The sequence below is a fragment of the Streptomyces sp. WP-1 genome (assembly GCF_030450125.1).
GTDB lineage: Bacteria > Actinomycetota > Actinomycetes > Streptomycetales > Streptomycetaceae > Streptomyces > Streptomyces incarnatus.
Genome location: NZ_CP123923.1, coordinates 308,546 through 327,825 on the forward strand (window position 1 = coordinate 308,546; position 19,280 = coordinate 327,825).

Annotated in this window: 1 protein-coding gene; it reads right to left on the minus strand. The window is 76.2% G+C overall.

Annotation, left to right across the window (positions count from 1 at the left end; translation table 11 throughout):
* Positions 1 to 4: 4 nt before the first annotated feature.
* On the minus strand, positions 5 to 18,739 hold the full coding sequence (locus QHG49_RS00995) for a non-ribosomal peptide synthetase (RefSeq protein WP_301486885.1): 18,735 nt from the start codon (positions 18,737 to 18,739) through the stop codon (positions 5 to 7).
* Between the last annotated feature and the right edge of the window lie 541 nt (positions 18,740 to 19,280).

Here is a 19,280-nt window from a genome sequence, read left to right on the forward strand (position 1 = left end):
ATCCTCACCGTTCGTGGTCGTTGCCGCCGAGCGCGGCGTCTTCGTCGTCGTGGCCGCCGAACGCGGCGTCCTCGTGGCCGGTGCCCTGGCCGTCGGCGCCGTCGTATCCGGTGCCGTGGTCGTCGTCGCCGTACGCGGCGTCCTCGAACTCGCTGAGGATCTGCTCCTCCACCAGGAGCGCCAGGGCGGCGACGGTGCGGGAGACCAGGACGTCCCGGGGGGTCAGCGTGATGGCGAACGCGTCGTTGGCGCGGGAGGCGATGAGCAGGGCGCGCATGGAGTCGCCGCCGAGCAGGAAGTAGTCGTCCTCGGCGCCGACGGACGTCCCCAGGGTCTCCTCCCAGATGTCCGCCAGTGCCTCCTCGGTGGGGGTGCGCGGTGCCACGTACTCGGGCCGGTCCCGTTCCTCGGTGTCCGGTGCCGGTGCGGGCAGGGCCGCCCGGTCGGTCTTGCCGTTCTCGGTGAGCGGGAAGCGCTCCAGCGCCACGAACGCCGACGGGACCATGTGGCCGGGCAGGAACCGGGCGGCCAGCGCCCGCAGTTCGGCCGGGGCCGGGGGTTCGGCGCCGGGGGCCGTGAGCAGGTGGGCGACCAGGCGCGGCAGGCCGGGTTCGTCCTCGCGTACGGTCACCACGGCGTCCAGCACGTCCGGGTGGCGTACCAGGGTCGCCTCCACCTCGCCCGCCTCGATGCGGTGGCCGCGCAGCTTGAGCTGGTGGTCGGTGCGCCCCAGGTAGTGCAGTTCGCCCCCGCTGTCGCGGCGCACCAGGTCGCCGGTGCGGTACATGCGGCTGCCGGGCGGCCCGAACGGGTCGGCGCGGAACCGGGCGGCGGTCAGTCCCGGGCGGCCGAGGTAGCCGCGGGCCAGCACCGGTCCGGACAGCCAGAGTTCGCCCGCGACACCGTCGGGGACCGGCCGCAGCCGGGCGTCGAGGACGTAGGCGCCGGTGGCGGGCAGCGGGCGCCCGATGGGGGGTGCGCCGCCGTCCGCCGTCAGCGGTGCCGACCAGGTGGCGACGACGGTGGCCTCGGTGGGGCCGTAGGAGTTGACCATGCGGTGGTGCGGCGCCCAGCGGGCCACGAGGTCGGCGCCGCACGCCTCGGCGCCGACGATGAGGGTCTTGAGGTCCGGCAGGGTGCCGGGCGTGCCGGCGGGCAGGGTGGCGAGCGCGGCCGGGGGCAGCAGGGTGTGGGTGATGCGCTCGGCCCGCAGGACGTCGGCCAGTTCGGCGCCGAGCAGCGGTCCGGGCCGGGGGACGACGAGCCTGGCGCCGTGCGGCAGGGACATGCACAGCTCCAGCACGGAGGCGTCGAAGCTGGGGGTGGCGAAGGCCAGCACCCGGTCGCCCTCGGCCACCTGGTAGTGGGCGGCCTCGGCGGCGGCGAACGCGGCGAGCCCGCGATGGGTGACCACGACCCCCTTCGGGGTGCCGGTGGAGCCGGAGGTGTAGATGACGTAGGCCGGGTCGTCCAGGTCCAGCGGGCGGGTCCGGTCGGCGTCGCCGGGCCGGTGTCCGGGGACCTCGTCCGGCGGCGCGGCGAGCAGCCCGGCGATCTCCTTGGCGTCGAGGGTGAGGGCGGGGGCCGCGTCGCGCAGCATCAGCGCGATCCGCTCCTCGGGGTAGGCGGGGTCCACGGGCAGGAACGCGGCACCCGCCTTGGTCACCGCCAGCTGGGCCAGCACCATGTCCACGGAGCGGGGCAGCAGCAGCGCGACGACGTCGCCGGGTCCGGCGCCCCGGGCGATGAGCCGGTGCGCCAGCCGGTTGGCCCGCGCCTCCGCCTCGGCGAAGGTGAGCAGGGAGCCGGACGCGGCGAGCGCCGGGGCGTCCGGGCGGCGGTCGACGGCGGCCTCCACGAGGGCGGGCAGGGTGACGGCGGGCACCGCGCCGCAGGCCGGGCGGGAGGGCCCGCGCAGCAGCCGCTCGCGCTGGGCGGGCGGCAGTACGTCGACATCGTCGAGGCGGACGGCGCCGTCCGTGCCGGCCAGGGTGTGCAGGGTGTGCAGCAGCTGCGCGGCGAGCGAGTCGGCGGTGTCCGCGTCGAAGCACCGCGGGTCGTAACCGAGTTCGACGGCGAGCCGGTCGCCGGGCGAGACGACCACGGTGAGCGGGTAGTTGGTGGCCTCCCGGGCGTCCAGGTCGCGCAGGGCGAGCCCGTGGGCGCCCGCGGTCGCGTCGCCGACCGGATAGTTCTCGAAGACCACCAGGCTGTCGAACAGGCCGGTGCCGGACGGCAGTTCGGTGAGGGAGCGCAGTGCGTTGAGGGGCAGGTGGTCGTGGCGCCGGTCCTCCGCCCGCGCCTCCTGCACCGCGCGCAGCCAGCCGGCCGCGGGCGCGCCGCCGTCGACGGCGATCCGGGCGGGCAGCGTGGTGATGAACAGGCCGGTGATGGTGTCGGCGCCGGGCAGGTCGGCGGGCCGTCCGGAGACGGTGGTGCCGAAGCACACCTCCGCCTCCCCGCTCCACCGGGCCAGCAGCAGCGCCCAGACGCCCTGCACCAGGGTGTTCAGGGTGAGCCGGTGCCGGCGCGCGAACTCCTGGAGCCTGCGGGTCTCCTCGGTGCCGAGCCGCTGCGACAGCCAGGTGCCCGAGCGGGCCGTGGTGCCGGGGGCGGGCCTGCGGTCGTACGGCAGCGGGGTCGGTGTGCGCAGGCCGGACAGGACGGCCCGCCAGTGGTCCTCGGCGGGGCCGGAGCCCCGGGCGGCCAGCCAGGCGGCGTAGTCGGCGAACGGGCGGCGCTCGGGCAGCCGGGGCCGCTCGCCCCGGACCAGGGCCTCGTGCGCGGCCATCACGTCGGCCAGGACGTGGAAGACGCTCCAGCCGTCCAGCAGGACGTGGTGGAAGGTCCACACGACCCGTACCGCGTCCGGACCGAGCCGGACCAGGGCGAGCCGCAGCAGCGGGGCGTGCTCCAGGGCGAGGCCCCGGGCCCGTTCGTCGGCGAGCAGCCGCTCCAGCTCCGCCTCCCGCCGGTCCTTCGGCAGTGTGCTCCAGTCGTGCTCGGTGACCGGCAGGGTCGCGTCCCGGTGGACGAGCTGGAGCGGTACGGGCACGCCGTGCAGGGCGACGGAGGTGCGCAGCACGGGGGTGCGGTCGACGACGTGCTGCCAGGCGGCGGCCAGGGTGCCCGGGTCGCGGGCGCCGTCGGCCACGAAGGTGATCTGCTCGACGTACAGGCCGTGTTCGGCCTCGTCCAGGCCGTGCATCACCATGCCGGTCTGGGTGGGTGTGAGCGGGTACACGTCCGTGACGTCCGCCCCGCTGCCGACCAGGCGGTCGACAGCGGTCTGGTCCAATGGCGCGAGCGGGAAGTCGGAGGGTGTACGGCCGCCCGCGCCGGGTTCGGCGCAGTGCCGGACGATCGCGCGCAGTTCGTCGGCCAGTTCGGCCGCGAGCCGGGCGACGGTCTGCGGCCGGTGCACCTCGCGGGAGTACGACCAGGTGAACTCCAGCCGGTCGCCGGTGACCCGGCCGAGGACGTCCAGCAGGTGGGGGCGGTCCGCCGTGCGGTCCATGCCGCCGGAGAGGCCGTCGCCGTGGGGCGCGCCCAGCAGGCCGCCGGGTGCGGCGGTGCGGTCCTGCCGGCCGAGGTAGTTGAAGCACACCTGCGGCAGACCGGGCAGTCCGGCGCCCGCCGTCGGGTGCAGATGGCGCAGCGCGCCGTAGCCGAGGCCACCGTTCGGTACGGCCCGCAGGTTCTCCTTGACGGACTTCAGCACGGCGCCGGTACCGGCGTCCCGGGGCACGTCCAGGGCGACCGGGTACACGGTCGTGAACCAGCCCGTGGTGCGGGCGAGGTCCGTGCCGGCGAAGAGTTCCTCGCGGCCGTGGCCCTCCAGGGTGACCGCCACCCGGTCCCGGCCGGTCCAGCGGGCCAGGACCCGGCCCAGCGCGGTGAGCAGGACGTCGTTGACGCGGGTGCGGTAGACGTCCGGGACGTCCTGGAGCAGGCGGCGGGTCTCCTCGGCGTCGAGTCCGGCGGTCAGGCTCTCCTCGACGGCGACGGTGTTCGCGCCGCCGGTGTGGTCGGCCGGCAGGGTGGTCCCGGTGTCGACGCCCCGCCAGTGGCCGAGTTCGGCGTCGAAGCCGCCCGCCTCGGTGTGCTCGGCGAGCCGCCTGGCCCACGCCTGGAACGAGGTGCTCTTGGCGCCGAGTCCGGGCCGTTCCCCGTCCCGCAGGGCACGGTAGGCGCTCTCCAGGTCCTCCAGGACCAGCCGCCAGGACACGGCGTCCACGACGAGGTGGTGGGCGGCGAGCAGCAGCACCGGCCGTCCGGCGCCGCCCGTCCGGCACAGGGCGGCGCGCAGCAGCGGCCCGTGGGCCAGGTCGAACCCGGCGCCGAGGGCGGCGGCCACCTCGCGGGGCTCCGCGTCCCGGTGCACCTCCAGGTGCGGGACGGTGTCGCCGGGCGCGGTGCCGTACTGCCGCCACCGGCCGTCCCCGGCCGCCTCGAAGCGGTGCCGCAGCGCGTCGTGGTGCTCCAGTACGGCGGCCAGCGCGGCCCGCAGCACCGTCTCGTCGGGGTCCTCGGCCAGTTCGTAGGAGACGGTCTGGCTGAAGTGCGCGGGGTCCCCGGTGAGCGTGTCGAGCAGCCAGTGCTGTACGGGGGTGAGCGGGACCTCGCCGGTCACCGGGCCCTGCTCGGCACCGGCGGACGCGGCGCCGTCCGGCAACCGCTCGGCCGCGGCGGCGAGTTCGGCGAGGGTCTGGTGGGTGAACAGGTGCCGGGGGTTCAGGGCGAGCCCGGCCCGGCGGGCGGCGGAGACGATCTGGATGCCGAGGATGGAGTCGCCGCCGAGCATGAAGTAGTTGTCGTCGGCTCCCACTTCGGGCACGCCCAGCACATCGGACCAGATGGCCGCGAGGGTGTGCTCCGCCTCGGTGCGCGGCGGGCGGCCCGCTCCCGTACCGGCGCCCGGTGCGGCCCGCTCGGGGGCGGGCAGGGCGCGCCGGTCGAGCTTGCCGGTGGCGCCGAGCGGCAGCCGCTCCAGCGGCAGGACGAGGGCGGGGACCAGGTGGTCGGGGAGGCTGCCGGCGAGGAAGGCGCGCAGTTCGGCGGGGTCCGGCAGACCGGCCGCGCGGGGTACCGCGTAGCCGATGAGGCGGCGGTGGCCGTCCTGCTCCACCACCCGGGCCGCTGCCGCCGCCACGGCCGGGTGGCGGGCCAGCGCGGCCTCCACCTCGCCGAGTTCGATGCGGAAGCCGCGCACCTTCACCTGGTCGTCGCCGCGCCCGAGGTAGACCAGGTCGCCGTCGGCCGTCCAGCGGACCCGGTCGCCGGTGCGGTACATGCGGCTGCCGGCGGGGCCGAACGGGTCGGGCAGGAAGCGGGACGCGGTCAGGCCGGGGCGGCGCAGATAGCCGCGGGCGACACCGGTCCCGGCGAGGAACAGCTCGCCGGGCGCGCCGACGGGCACCGGGCGCATCCGCTCGTCCAGCACATAGGCGCGGGCGCCGCCGAGGGGCCGGCCGATGGGCGGGTCCCGGTCGGGGTCGGCCGGGTCGCAGGTGAAGGCGGTGGCGTAGACGGTGGCCTCGGTGGGCCCGTAGATGTTGCGCACCTCGCTGCCGGGGACGGCGTCGCGGACCCGGCGCACGGTCCGGGCGGGCAGCCCCTCCCCCGCGAGGACGACGGTGTCGGCGGTGAGCTGTACGGCGTCCTCGGCGAGCAGCCGGTCGAGGGCGGAGGGCACCGCGCTGAGCAGTCCGGCCCGCCAGGGCCCGGGGCGTTCGGCGAGGGCCAGCAGGTCGCGGACGACCTCGACGCAGCCGCCGGAGAGCAGCGGGGAGAAGATCTCGAAGACCGACACGTCGAAGTTGAGCGAGGTGGAGGCGATCACATGGGAGAGCCCCCGGCCGCTGAACTCGGCCGCCGCCCAGTCGGTCAGGGCGAGGACGGAGGCGTGGCTGACGACGACGCCCTTGGGGCGGCCGGTCGAGCCGGAGGTGTGGATCACGTAGGCGGGGTGGCCGGGCAGCAGGGCGGTACGGCGGTCGCCGTCGCCGACCGGGGTGTCCGGTACCCGGGGGTCCGGTTCCTCGTCCAGCAGGATGCGGGTGAACGGTCCCTCGGGCAGCCGTCCGGCGGTCGCCTCGGCGGTGATCACGGCGTCGGGCCGTACGTCCTCGAAGAGGAACGCGACGCGCTCGGCCGGGTACTGGGGGTCGACCGGCAGGTATGCGGCGCCGCTCTTGAGCACCGCGAGGAGGGCCACGATCAGGTCGGCGGTGCGCGGCAGGCACAGGGCGACGAACCGCTCGGGTCCGGCGCCGGCGGCGATGAGCCGGCGGGCCAGCCGGTCGGCGCGGGCGTCGAGTTCGGCGTAGGTGAGGCACTGGTCGCCGTGGCGGACGGCGATGGCGTCCGGGGTGCGCTCGGCCTGCCGTCGGAACGCCTCCGGCAGGGTGCCGTGCGGCAGCGCGGCCACGGGCCCGCTCAGGCGGTCCACCAGCGTCCGTGCCCCGGCCGCGTCGAGCAGGGGCAGTTCGGCGAGGGTGCGGCCGGGGTCGTCGGCCATGCCGGTCAGCAGGGTGCGCAGGCTCTCGCCGAGCACCCGTACGGTCTCGGCGTCGAAGGCGTCCGGGTCGTAGTCCAGGTTCACGGCCAGGGTCTCGCCGGGCGCGACGACCACGCTCAGCGCGTAGTTGGTCGGTTCCAGGTCCCGTTCCTGCTCCATGGACAGGCCGTGCCGGGCCAGCGCGTTCTCGTCGAACGGGTAGTTCTCGAAGACCACGATGGAGTCGAACAGGCCGGTGCCGCCGGGCACTTCGCTCCAGGACTGCAACTGCGCGAGGGAGACGAAGTCGTGGCGGCGGGCCTCGGACTGCGCGGCCTGGAGTTCGCGCAGCCAGTCCAGCAGCGGGCGCTCCCCGTCGACGCGGGCCCGGGTGGGCAGGGTGTTGATGAACAGGCCCACCATCGAGGTGACGCCGGGCAGTTCGGCGGGCCGCCCGGAGACGGTGGTGCCGAACACCACGTCGGTGCCGCCGCCGTAGCGGGCCAGCAGCAGCGCCCAGGCGCCCTGGAGGACGGTGTTCAGGGTGAGCCCGGAGCGCTGGGCGGTCTCGCGCAGCCGTGCCGAGACGTCCGGGGCCAGCGTCATCCGCACGGTTCCGCAGGAGGAGGCGCGGTGGGCCTCGGCGGGCCGCCGGTCGCGGGGCAGTTCGGTGGGGGCCTGGAAGCCGGCGAGGGCGGCCCGCCAGTGCCGTTCGGCCCGTTCGGTGTCCTGTCCGGCGAGCCAGCGCAGATACTCGGCGAACGGCCTGCGCTCGGTCGGCCGCGGGCGGCGCCCGGAGGTCAGCGCGGCGTAGCGCTCGCAGACCTCGTCGAAGACCTGGGCGGCGCTCCAGCCGTCGAGCAGGACGTGGTGGAACGTCCACACCAGGCGGACCCGGTCGGGGGCCAGCCGGATCAGGGTCAGCCGCATCAGGGGCGCGGCGCCCAGGTCGATGCCCTGCTCCCGGTCCTCGGCGAGCAGTCGTTCCAGGTCGTCCGTGCACTGGTCGGCGGGCCGGCCGGACCAGTCGTGCTGGGTGACGGGCACGGTGGCGCGGTGCCGGACGACCTGGAGCGGTTCCGGGGTCTCCTGCCACACCAGGTGGGTGCACAGCACCGGGTTGGCGTCCGCGGTGTGCTGCCACGCCTCGGCGAGCGCCCCCGGGTCGGTGACCCCGTTCAGCACCAGCTGCACCTGGTTGACGTAGGTGCGTCCGGCCGGGTCGAGCAGGCTGTGGAAGAGCATCCCGGCCTGCATCGGGGTGAGCGGGTAGATGTCCGCGACGTCCCGGCCGGTCCCGGCGACGCGGTCGACGGCGGTCTGGTCCAGGCGGGCCAGCGGGAAGTCCGAGGGGGTACGGCCGCCCGCCTCGGGCCGGGCGCAGTGCGCGACGATGTCGCCCAGCGCCCGCAGCACGCCCTCGGCGAGCGCGGTGACGGTCTCCTCGTGGTGCCGTCCGGCGCTGTAGTACCAGGTGATCTCCAGCCGGTCGTCCTCGACCCGGGCCACCACGTCCAGCAGGTGCGGGCGTTCGGTGCCGGGCGCCTCGGCGCCGCCCAGGCCGCCGGGCACCGCCCCGACCAGGGTGCCCCCGGGCCCGGACCAGTCGAAGCGGCCCAGGTAGTTGAAGCTGATGGCGGGCTCGGGCGCGCCGGTGAGCCGGGGCTCGCGGACGAGGTGGCGCAGGACGCCGTAGCCGAGGCCCCGGTCGGGCACGGCGCGCAGCTGCTCCTTGACGGTCTTCAGGGCGGTGCCCCAGTCGCCGTCGGGGACGGTCAGGGCGACCGGGAAGAGCGAGGTGAACCAGCCGACGGTGCGGGACAGGTCGACGTCCTCGAACAGCTGGTCCTCGCGGCCGTGGCCCTCCAGGCCGACGGCGACGGTGCCGTGGCCGGTCCAGTCGGCGAGGACCCGGCCGAGCGCGGTGAGCAGGACGTCGTCGACGCGGGTGCGGTAGACACCGGGGACGCGGCGCAGCAGGGCGTCGGTGTGGTCACGGTCCAGTCGTACGGTGACCTCGCGGACGTCGGCCATGGTGTTGCCGCCGGTGCCGTCCACGGGCAGCGGGTCGGCGCAGTGCCGGGCGGCCCGCTCCCAGTGGTCCAGCCGGGCGGCGAAGGCGTCGGCGTGCTCGCGCAGCCGGCCGACCCACGCGTCGACGGAGGTGGTGCGGGCGGGCAGTCGTACGGGCTCTCGGGCCAGGGCCTGCCGGTAGGCGGTCTCCAGGTCCTCCAGCAGGATGCGCCAGGAGACGCCGTCGACCACCAGGTGGTGGGCGACGAGGAGCAGCCGGGCGGGCCGGGTGCCGTCGGCCGTGAACAGGCGGGCGGTGAACAGCGGTCCGGTCGCCAGCCGGAGTCCGGCGTGGGCCGCCGCCGTGACGGACTGCTCGGCCCCCGGGCCGTGGACCTGGAGCAGTTCGGGCGCCGGGGCGTCGGCGGCGGGGACGTCCTGCCGCCAGGTGCCGTCGGCGTCGGCGGTGAACCGGGCGCGCAGGGCGTCGTGCTGCGCCCACAGGGCGGTGAGGGCGTGGCGCAGCGCGTCCTCGTCCACCGGTCCCGCCGCCTCGATGACGACGGACTGGTCGAAGAAGTCGGCGTGCGGCGGCCGGGGGTCGAGGAACCAGTGCTGGATCGGGGTGAGGTCCACCGCCCCGCTGACCGGCGCGGTGCCGGTGACGGCGGGCGCGGACGAGCCGTCGGCGGCGGCCAGTTCGGCGACCGTGGGGTGCCGGAAGAGGTCGCGCGGGGTGAGGGTGAGTCCGGCGGCACGGGCGCGGGAGACGACCTGGATGCTGAGGATCGAGTCGCCGCCCAGCATGAAGAAGTTGTCGTCGACGCCGACCCGTTCCACGCCCAGCAGCTCCGCCCAGATCCCGGCGAGCAGCCGTTCGGTGTCGGTGCTCGGGGCCCGGTGGGCCGACTCGGCGCCGGCTCCCCAGTCGGGTGCGGGCAGCCGCCGCCGGTCGACCTTGCCGTTGACGGTCAGCGGCAGCTCACAGACGGTGACGAAGGCGGCGGGCAGCATGTAGTCGGGCAGGCCGTCCGCGAGGTGGGCGCGCAGCTCGGCGGCGGCCGGCACCTCGGCGCCGGGGGCCGGGACGAGGTGGGCGGCGAGCCGCTTGCGTCCGGCGTCCTGGTAGAGGGAGACGACGGCCTCGGCGACGGCGGGGTGGGCGGTGAGCCGGGCCTCGATCTCGGCGGGTTCGACGCGGAAGCCGCGGATCTTGATCTGGTCGTCCGCGCGGCCGACGAAGTGCAGTTCGCCGTCGGCGCTCCAGCGCACGATGTCGCCGGTGCGGTACATCCGTTCCCCGGCCGGGCCGAAGGGGTCGGCGAGATAGCGGGCGGCGGTCGCGCCGGGCCGGCCCGCGTAGCCCCGGGCCAGTCCGGCGCCCGCGACGTACAGCTCGCCGGGGATGCCCGGCGGCTGCGGCCGGAGGGCGGCGTCCAGGACGTAGACGCGGGTGTCGTCCAGCGGGCGGCCGATGGGCAGTACGGCGGGCAGTGCGTCACCGGCGCGGAAGGCGCGGCGGGTGGCGAAGGTGGTCGTCTCGGTGGGGCCGTAGCCGTCCACGACGGTCAGGCCGGGGCAGGCGTCCAGCACCCGGCGCACGACCGCGCCCGGCACCGCCTCGCCGCCCGTCCACACCTCGCGCGCGCCGCGCAGGCAGCCGGGGTCCTCCTGGGCGAGGAGCCGGAACAGTCCCGCGGTCAGCCACAGGCAGCTCACCCGCCACTGCGTGACGGCCCTGCGGACGAGGGCGGTGTCCAGGTCGGCGGGCGGGGCGAGCACGGCGGTGCCGCCGCGCAGCAGCGGCACCCACACCTCGTAGGTGGCGGCGTCGAAGGCGTGCGGCGAGTGCACGAGGACCCGGTCGTGGCCTTCGAAGGCCCGGTCCAGGGCGAGGGCGGCGACGTCCCGCTGGCGCACCGCGACGCCCTTGGGGGTGCCGGTGGAGCCCGAAGTGAACATCAGGTACTGGGCGTTGTCGGGGTGGACCGCGGGGAGGGAGGGAGCGGGTACGGGGCCGTCCGCGTCCGGGGCGCCGTCGGCGCGCAGCACACCGTCGCCGGGCAGCACCTCCCGGGCGGTCTCCTCCCAGGCGGCGTCGGTGAGCAGCAGGCCGGCGCCGGCCTCGGCCAGCATCCGGCGCAGCCGTTCGGCGGGCGCCCTGCCGTCCAGCGGCACGTACACCCCGCCGGTGCGGACGAGGGCCAGCTGGGCGACGACCAGTGCCACGGACCGGTCCATCAGCACGCCGACGGGGCGTTCGGGCCGTACGCCGAGGCCGGTCAGCCGGGCGGCCAACCGGGCGGCGCGGGCGTCGAGTTCGCCGTAGGTGAGGTGTTCGCCGGCGGCTTCCAGGGCCACGGCGTCGGGGGTGCGGCGCACCTGGGCGGCGAAGAGGTCCGCGACGGTCGTGGCGGGCCGGTCGGTGGTGGTGTCGTTCCAGGCGCGCAGCACCTGTTCGCGGCGGTCCGGGGCGAGCAGCGGGAGCCGGGCGGGCGGGCGCGTGGCGCCGTCGGGCATCCCGGTGAGCAGCACGGTCAGGTACTCGGCCAGCCGCTCGGCGGTCCCCGCGTCGAACAGGTCGGGGTCGTAGCCCACGCGCAGGGTCAGTTCCTCGCCGGGGTAAGCGGTCAGGCTCAGCGGGTAGTTGGTGGTCTCGATGCCCTCCAGGCCGCTCAGGCGCAGTCCGTGGGCGGCGGCGAGGTCGTCGTCCACCGGGTAGTTCTCGAAGACGACGATGCTGTCGAACAGGCCGACGCGCTCCGGGAGTCCGGTGAGGGCGCGCAGCCGGGTGAGCGGTACGTGGTCGAACCGCCGGTCCTCGCTCTGGTCCTGCTGGAGGGCGCGCAGCCAGTCGAGCAGGTTCCCGTGGCCGGGTACGGCGGCCCGGGTCGGCAGGGTGGTGATGAACAGGCCGGTCATGGCGTCGGCGCCGGGCAGCTCGGGCGGGCGGCCGGACACGGTGGTGCCGAACACCACCTCGTCCCGGCCGGACAGCCGGGCCAGCAGCAGCGCCCAGGCGCCCTGCACCAGGGTGTTGAGGGTCAGTCCGGAGGTCCGGGCCAGCTCTTCCAGCGCCCGGCCCGCGGCCTCGGGCAGGGTGGCCCGTACGGCGTGGGTGGACTCGGCGCGGTGGCTCTCGCGCGGCTCGCGGTCGTACGGCAGCGGGGTGGCCTCGGTCAGGTGGGCGAGCCGGCGCCGCCAGTGCCGTTCGGCCTCCGCGGTGTCGCGGGCGCGCAGCCAGGCGACGTAGTCCCGGTACGGCGGGCGGTCCGGGAGGGCGTCGGGGCCGTCGCCGCCGTGCAGGGCGAAGACGTCCGAGAGGACCTGGAACAGGCTCCAGCCGTCGAGGAGCAGGTGGTGGAAGGACCACACCACGCGCACCGCGGTGTCGGAGACCCGGGCGAGGAGCAGCCGCTGGAGCGGGGCCCGCCCGAGGTCGATGCCCTCGGCGCGGTCGCGGTCCAGGACGTCGTCGAGCCGGGTGCGCCGCTCCTGCTCCGTCAGGTCCCGCCAGTCCAGGTGGGTGACGGGCACGGGCGCGTGCCGCCGCACCACGAGCAGCGGCTCGGGCACGTCCTGCCAGACGACGCCGCCGCGCAGCACCTCGGCGCGGTCGGTCACCTCCTGCCAGGCGGCGGCGAGGGCCGCCGGGTCGGGCACGCCGTCGAGGACGAAGGTGAGCTGCTGGAAGTAGACGCCCCGGTCGTCCTGGGACAGGCCGTGGAAGAGCATGCCCGCCTGGGTCGGGGTGAGCGGCAGGATGTCCGCGACGGCCGCCGGGTCGGTGCCGGTGAGGCGGTCCACGGCGTCCTGGTCGAGCCGGGCCAGCGGGAAGTCGGAGGGGGTGCGCCCGGCGGCCCCGGCCCCGGCGGCGAACCGGGCGAGGTCCGCGAGCGCGTCGGAGAAGCCCGCGGCCAGCTCCCCGATCGTGTCCTCGGCGTGCAGCCGGTCCGAGTAGAACCAGGTGAACTCCAGCTGGTCGTCCACGAGTTGGCCGACGACCTCCAGGGCGTGCGGGCGCTCGGCCGCCGGGTCGGCGTCCAGCTCCAGCGGCCGGACGGTGCCCCGGTACAGCCCGTCGGGCGCGGCCGACGCCCCCATCCGGCCCAGGTAGTTGAAGCTGATCTGCGCCGGTGGCGTGCCGGGATCGCCGCCGGGTCCGGCCAGGTGGCGCAGCGCGTCATGGCCCAGGCCGTGCCGGGGTATCGCGCGCAACTGCTCCTTGACGCGCTTGAGTACGGCGTCCCAGCCGTCCGCACCGGCGACGGTGAGGGCGACCGGGTAGCGGGTGGTGAACCAGCCGACCGTGCGGCTGATGTCCAGCTCGGGGAAGAGTTCCTCGCGGCCGTGTCCCTCGACGTCCACCACCACCCGGTCCCTGCCGCTCCAGCCGCACAGGGCCCGGCCGAGGGCGCTGAGCAGGACGTCGTTGACCTGGGTGCGGTAGGTGTCGGGCAGGGTGTGCAGCAGGACCGAGGTGTCCTCGGGGGCCAGCCGTACGGTGAACGCCCGCTGGGCGGCGTAGGTGTTGGCGCCCTGCTCCGGACCCGCCGGTACGAGCGGTTCGGTGTCCGGGACCGCGCGGGTCCAGTACTCCCGCTCGTCCTCGAAGCCGCCGTCCGCCGCGTGGGCGGCCAGCCGGCGGGCCCACTGCCGCAGCGGTGAGGACTTCGCGGGCAGTGCCGCCGCGCCGTCGGCGCCGGTGCGGCGGGCCCGGTAGGCGCGGTCGAGGTCCTCCAGCAGCACGCGCCAGGACACGCCGTCGACCACCAGGTGGTGGACCGCGAGATGCAGTACGGCCGGACGGCCGGATCCGCTGTCGTGCAGCACGGCGCGCAGCAGCGGCCCCCGGGCGAGGTCGAAGGGCCCGAAGTGGGGGGTGTCCGTGTCCGGGCCGGTGTGCCGGGCCAGCCGGATCCGGGGCGTCCGCTCGTCGATGAACCAGACGGCCTCGCGCCCCTGCCCGCCGGTGTCGGCGAACCGGGAGCGCAGGGCGTCATGGTGCCCGGCGAGGTCGTTCAGCGCGTCCTCCAGCGCGGCCGCGTCCAGGTCGTCGGGCATCTGGAGGGACAGCGCCTGGGAGAAGTGCCCGGCGTCGCGCACGGCGGAGCCGAACAGCCAGTGCTGGATGGGCGTCAGCGGGGCCGTGCCGGTGGCCTCCTCCGGCGCGGGGGCGGCCTCGCCGAGCCGCCCCGCGGCATCCGCGCAGCGGGCCAGGGCGGCGACCGTCTGGTGCTGGTAGATGTCCCGCGAGGTCAGCGGCAGGCCGTCCTGCCGGGCGCGGGCCACGACCTGGATGCTGAGGATCGAGTCGCCGCCGAGCTCGAAGAAGTTGTCGTCCACGCCGATGCGTTCCGCGCGCAGCACCTCCGCCCAGATCGCGGCGAGGGCGCGCTCGGTGGGCGTGCGGGGCGCGACATGCCGTACGGCGCGCACGGCGGGGCCCGGATCGGGGAGCTTGGCGCGGTCGACCTTGCCGTTCGGGCTGAGCGGCAGGCCGTCCAGTACGACGACCGTCGAGGGGACCATGTAGTCGGGCAGGGTGCGGCCGAGTTCCCGGCGTACGGCCTCCGGTTCCACCGGCTCGCCGGCGGCCGGGACGACGTAGCCGACCAGGCGCCGGTGGTTCTCGCCCTCGCCGGTGACGGCGGTGGCGGCGGCCTCGGCGACGCCCGCGCAGCCGCGCAGCGCCTCCTCCACCTCGCCCAGTTCGATGCGGAAGCCGCGCACCTTGACCTGCTGGTCGATCCGGCCCACGTATTCGAGCCCGCCGTCGGCGGCGCGGCGCACCAGGTCGCCGGTGCGGTACATGCGCTCCCCCGGCGCGCCGAACGGGTCGGCGACGAACCGGGCGGCGGTCAGTCCGGGGCGGCGCAGATAGCCGCGGGCCAGACCGGCGCCGCCGAGGTACAGCTCGCCGGTGACGCCGGCCGGCTGGGGCCGCAGGCAGCCGTCGAGGACGTAGGCCCGGGTGAGCGCGACCGGTTCGCCGATGGGCGGGGCCTGGTCGGGCAGCCGGTCGCCGGCGAACCAGGCGGTGGCGTAGACGGTGGCCTCGGTGGGGCCGTAGATGTTGGCGATACGGGCCGCGGGCATGGCGGCGCGCAGATCCTGCACGGTCTGCGCGGGGAGGGCCTCACCGGCGAGGACGACGGTGTCCGCGGCCAGCGGCGCCGTACCGCCCGCGATCAGGCGGGAGACGACGGAGGGCACCCCGCTGAGCAGCCCGGCGTGCCGGGGGCCCGAGCCGTCGGCGAGGGCGGGGAGATCGGCGACCACCTCGACCGTGCCGCCGGCCGTCAGGGGGCACAGCAGCTCGAAGACCGAGACGTCGAAGTTGAGGGAGGTGGAGGCGATCACATGGCCGAGTCCGGCGTCCGCGAACCGCTCGCCCGCCCAGGCGGACAGGGCGGCGACGCTGCGGTGGGTCACCACCACGCCCTTGGGCCGGCCGGTGGAACCGGAGGTGTAGATGACGTACGCGGGATGGTCCGGGAGCAGCGGCCGCAGCCGGTCGGCGTCGGTGAGATCCGTATCGGCCCACACCGTGCCGTCGGCCCGTGCGGCGTCGTCGCACTCGTCCAGCAGCAGCGGCGCGCAGTCGTCGGGCAGGGCGGCGGCGGTCTCGCGGGTGGCGAGGACCAGGGCGGGCCGGGCGTCGCCGAGCATCAGCCGGATGCGCTCGACCGGATAGCCGGGGTCGACGGGGAGGTAGGCGGCGCCCGAGGTGAGCACGGCCCACAGCACGGGTACGAGGTCGGCGGAGCGCGGCAGGCAGAGCGCGACCAGGGTCTCGGGTCCCGCGCCGCGCGCGACGAGCAGCCGGGCCAGCCGGTTGGCGCGCCGGGCGACCTCGGCGTAGTCGAGCCGGGTGGCGCCGCAGGCGACGGCGGTACGGTCCGGGGTGCGGGCCGCCTGCGCGTGGAACAGCTCGGGCAGCGTGCCGTGTCCGGTGCTCGCGGAGCGGCGGGCGGGCGGGTTCCAGGTGTCCACCAGCGTGCGCTGCTCCTCGGCCGAGAGCATGGACAGCTCGGCGAGCGGGCGGCCGGGGCCGTCGGCCATGCCCTCCAGCAGATGGTGCAGGTGTGCGGTCAGGCGGGCCACGGTCGCCGCCTCGAACAGGTCCGTGTTGAACTCGGCGGTCAGCACGCAGCCGCCGTCCGCGTCCGGGGTGAACTCCAGGACCAGGTCGAAGCGGGCGGCCGGGCGGGGCAGCGGGTGCTCCGCCAGGCGCAGCGCACCGGCGGACGGCGGGACGGGCAGCGCGGTCTGCTGCACGACGAGCACCTGGACCAGCGGGGTGCGGCTGGGGTCGCGGGGCGGGGCCAGTTCCTCCACGACCCGGTCGAACGGCACCCCGTCGTGGGCGAAGGCGTCCAGCACCGTCGTGCGCATGGTCTCCACGAACCGGTCGACGGTGGCCCGTTCGTCCACTTCGCCGCGCAGCACCACGGTGTTGGCGAAGAAGCCCGCCACGTCCTCCAGGTCACGCCGGCCGCGTCCGGTGGTGACGGTGCCGAACGCGACGTCCCGCTGGCCCGAGTAGCGGGCGAACAGCAGCGCGGCGGCGCCCGCGTACAGGGTGAACACGGTGGTGCCGCGTCCCGTGGCCAGCTGCCGCAGCCGGGACACCAGTTCGGCGGGCAGCGCGTGCCGGTGGGCGGCTCCGGCGGTGGTGCGCACGGCCGGGCGCGTCCGGTCGGCGGGCAGGTCCAGGTGCTGGAGTCCGGCGAGGTGCCGCTTCCAGTAGGCGAGGTCGGCCGCGTCCGCGCCGGAGGTCCGCTGCCGCCGTTCCCACACCGCGAAGTCCGGGTACTGCACGCCCGGTTGCGGGAGGCCGTCCGGTTCGCCGGTGGTCTCGGCGTGGTAGAGGGCGGCGAGTTCGCGGGTCAGGATGCCCACCGACCAGCCGTCGGTGACGATGTGGTGCTGGGCGAGCAGGAGCAGGTGGTCCTCGTCGGTGAGCCGGACCAGCAGGGCGCGGGTGAGCGGCCCGGCCGCCAGGTCGTGGGGCCGGCCCAGTTCCTCGGTGAGCAGGTCCTCGGCGGCTTCGGCGCGGCGCTCCGCGGGCAGGTCGCCGACGTCGGCCGTGCGCAGGGGCAGGTCCGGTTCCGCCGCGATCCGCTGGAGGGCCTGCCCGTCCGCGGTGGCGAAGGTGGTGCGCAGGGCGGCGTGCCGGGCGGCGAGGCGGTGCAGGGAGCGGCGCAGCGCGTCCGGGTCCAGGGCGCCGCGCAGCCGCAGGGAGACACCGGTGTTGTACTCGGTGCCGCCCGCGCTGAGTTCGTCCAGGTACCACAGCCGCCGTTGCGCGCTGGACAGCGGCAGACCGTCCGCGTGCGGGGCCGGGGCTATCGGCTCGGTGGGCGCGGCGGCCGAGGGGTCGGCGAGGAGCGGGGCGAGCGCGGCGACGGTGCGCGCCGAGAAGATGTCCCGCACGGTCAGCCGGACACCCAGTTCGTCGCGGATCCGGGACAGGGCGCGGGCGGCGAGGATGGATTCGCCGCCGAGGTCGAAGAAGTCGTCCGTCACGCCGACCTCGGCCACGCCCAGGACGTCCGCCCAGATCGCCGCGAGTGCCCGTTCCTCGTCGGTGCGCGGTGCCAGGTGGCCGGCCGCGGCCGTGCGCTCCGGCGCGGGCAGGGCCCGCCGGTCGATCTTGTTCTGCGGGGTGAGCGGCATCCGGTCCAGCACCACGACGGCGGCCGGCACCATGTGCGCGGGCAACCGCGCGGCCACGGCGGCCCGCAGCGCCGCGGGGTCCAGGGGGCGATCCGCCCGGGGCGCGGGGCCCGCCGGGTCCGGGGCGGTGGCGGGCACCGGCCCGGCCGGGGTGACGTAGCCGACGAGGCGCTGGTGCCCCGGCTCGTCCTCGCGTACGACGACCACGGCCTCGCCGACGGCCCCGGCCCGGCGCAGGGCGGCCTCGATCTCGCCGGGCTCGATCCGGAAGCCGCGGATCTTCACCTGCCGGTCGAGGCGGCCCAGGAACTCCAGTTCACCCTCGGGGGTTCGGCGCACCCGGTCCCCGGTGCGGTACAGCCGGGCCCCGGCCGGGCCGAAGGGGTCGGGCACGAAGCGGGTGGCGGTCAGTCCGGGGCGGCCGAGGTAGCCGCGGGCCACCGCGTCGCCGCCGACGAACAACTCGCCGTCCGTGCCGGGCGGTACGGGCCGCATCGCGGCGTCGAGCACGTACGCCCGGGTGTGCGGCAGGGCGTCGCCGATCGTCGGGGTGCCCCGGCCCGCGGTGAGCGGTCCGGTCCAGGTGGCGACGATGGTGGCCTCGGTCGGACCATAGGAGTTGATCATGCGGCGGCCGGGTGCCCAGGTGTCGACGAGCCCGCCCGGGCAGGCCTCGGCGCCCACGATCAGCGTGCGCAGATGACGCCCCGTGCCGGTCTCGGGCCGTGGCAGGGTGGCGAGGGCGGCCGGCGGGATGAGGGCGTGGGTGATGCGGTGCTCGTCCAGGACACCGGCGAGTTCGTCGCCCAGCCAGGGGCCGTGCGGCGGTACGACGAGGGTGGCGCCGGACAGCACCGAGATGAACAGCTCCAGCACGGAGGCGTCGAAGCTCGGCGAGGAGAACTGGAGCACACGGTCGCCGGGACCCACGGCGTACCGCTCGGCCGCGGCGGTGACGAAGCCGCCGATGCCGCGGTGGGTGACCGTCACGCCCTTGGGGGTGCCGGTGGAACCGGAGGTGTAGATGACGTACGCCGCACTGTCGGCCCCGGCGAGGACCCCGGCGGTCGGCTCACCGTCGCGCTCCCCCGCGGGCGCCGCGCCGTCGGTGTCGAGCAGCGCGCCGACCCGGCCCGCGTCGTCGAGGGTGACGGCGGGTGCGGCGTCGGCGAGCATCAGGGCCCGGCGCTCGGCGGGGTAGGCGGGGTCCACGGGCAGGAAGGCGGCACCGGCTCGGGCGACGGCCAGTTCGGCGGCGATGAGTTCCATGGAGCGCGGCAGGACCAGGGCGACCACCCGGTCGGGCCCGGCGCCCCGGCGTATCAGGTGTGCGGCCAACCGGTCGGCCCGATCGGCCAGTTGGCGGTAGGTCCAGGTCCGGCGGCCGTCCGTGAGGGCCGGCGCGTCCGGGGTGCGGTCCACCCAGGCGGCGAACAGCGCGCCGAGCATCGGGTGCGCCCCGGTCGTGCCGCTCTCGACCGCACCGGCGGGGCCGGGGTGCGGCAGGGAGGGCGCCGATGCGGGCTTGTCGTGCGGGTCCGTCATGGGTGTAGTCCTTTGGAGAGCGGGACGATGGGGCACGGGCCATGAGGGCGACCCGGGCCCACCGCGGGGGCGGCGCGCTGGAACGGGGGGCGCACCGGGCGGGGACGACGGTGCTGGACGAACGGGCTGCCGGGGCCGGTCGGGGTGACCGGTCCCGGGGTGTGGCGAACGGTGAGGCGACACCGGTGCGTTGACGACTGACACGCGTCCGCCGGCAGGGCGACGGCCGGCCCGCCGCACCGGGTGGCACGGCGGGACGCGGGCCGGGTACGCGCCGTCGGGCGGACCGCGCGTACCGGGTGCGGGCGCCCCGGCTTGAGCGGATGACAGGGCGGTGCCGGGCGGTCGGGGCGACGGGGTCCGGGCCGGACATCTGCCCTACCCGGGCCGGAACCGGACATCGGCACCCCGACCGGACCGGACCCACCCGGGTCATGACCGGGGACCGGGCCCCGAACAGGACCGGACCGGCGGGTCGGGACCGGTGACCGGCCCGGCCCGCTCGGGGTCCGGAGCCGAGACCGACACGCGGTCCGGGCCG

Excerpts from the sequence above, each read along its gene's own strand:
- QHG49_RS00995 (WP_301486885.1), bottom strand. The coding sequence starts at position 18,739 with ATGACGGACCCGCACGACAAGCCCGCATCGGCGCCCTCCCTGCCGCAC.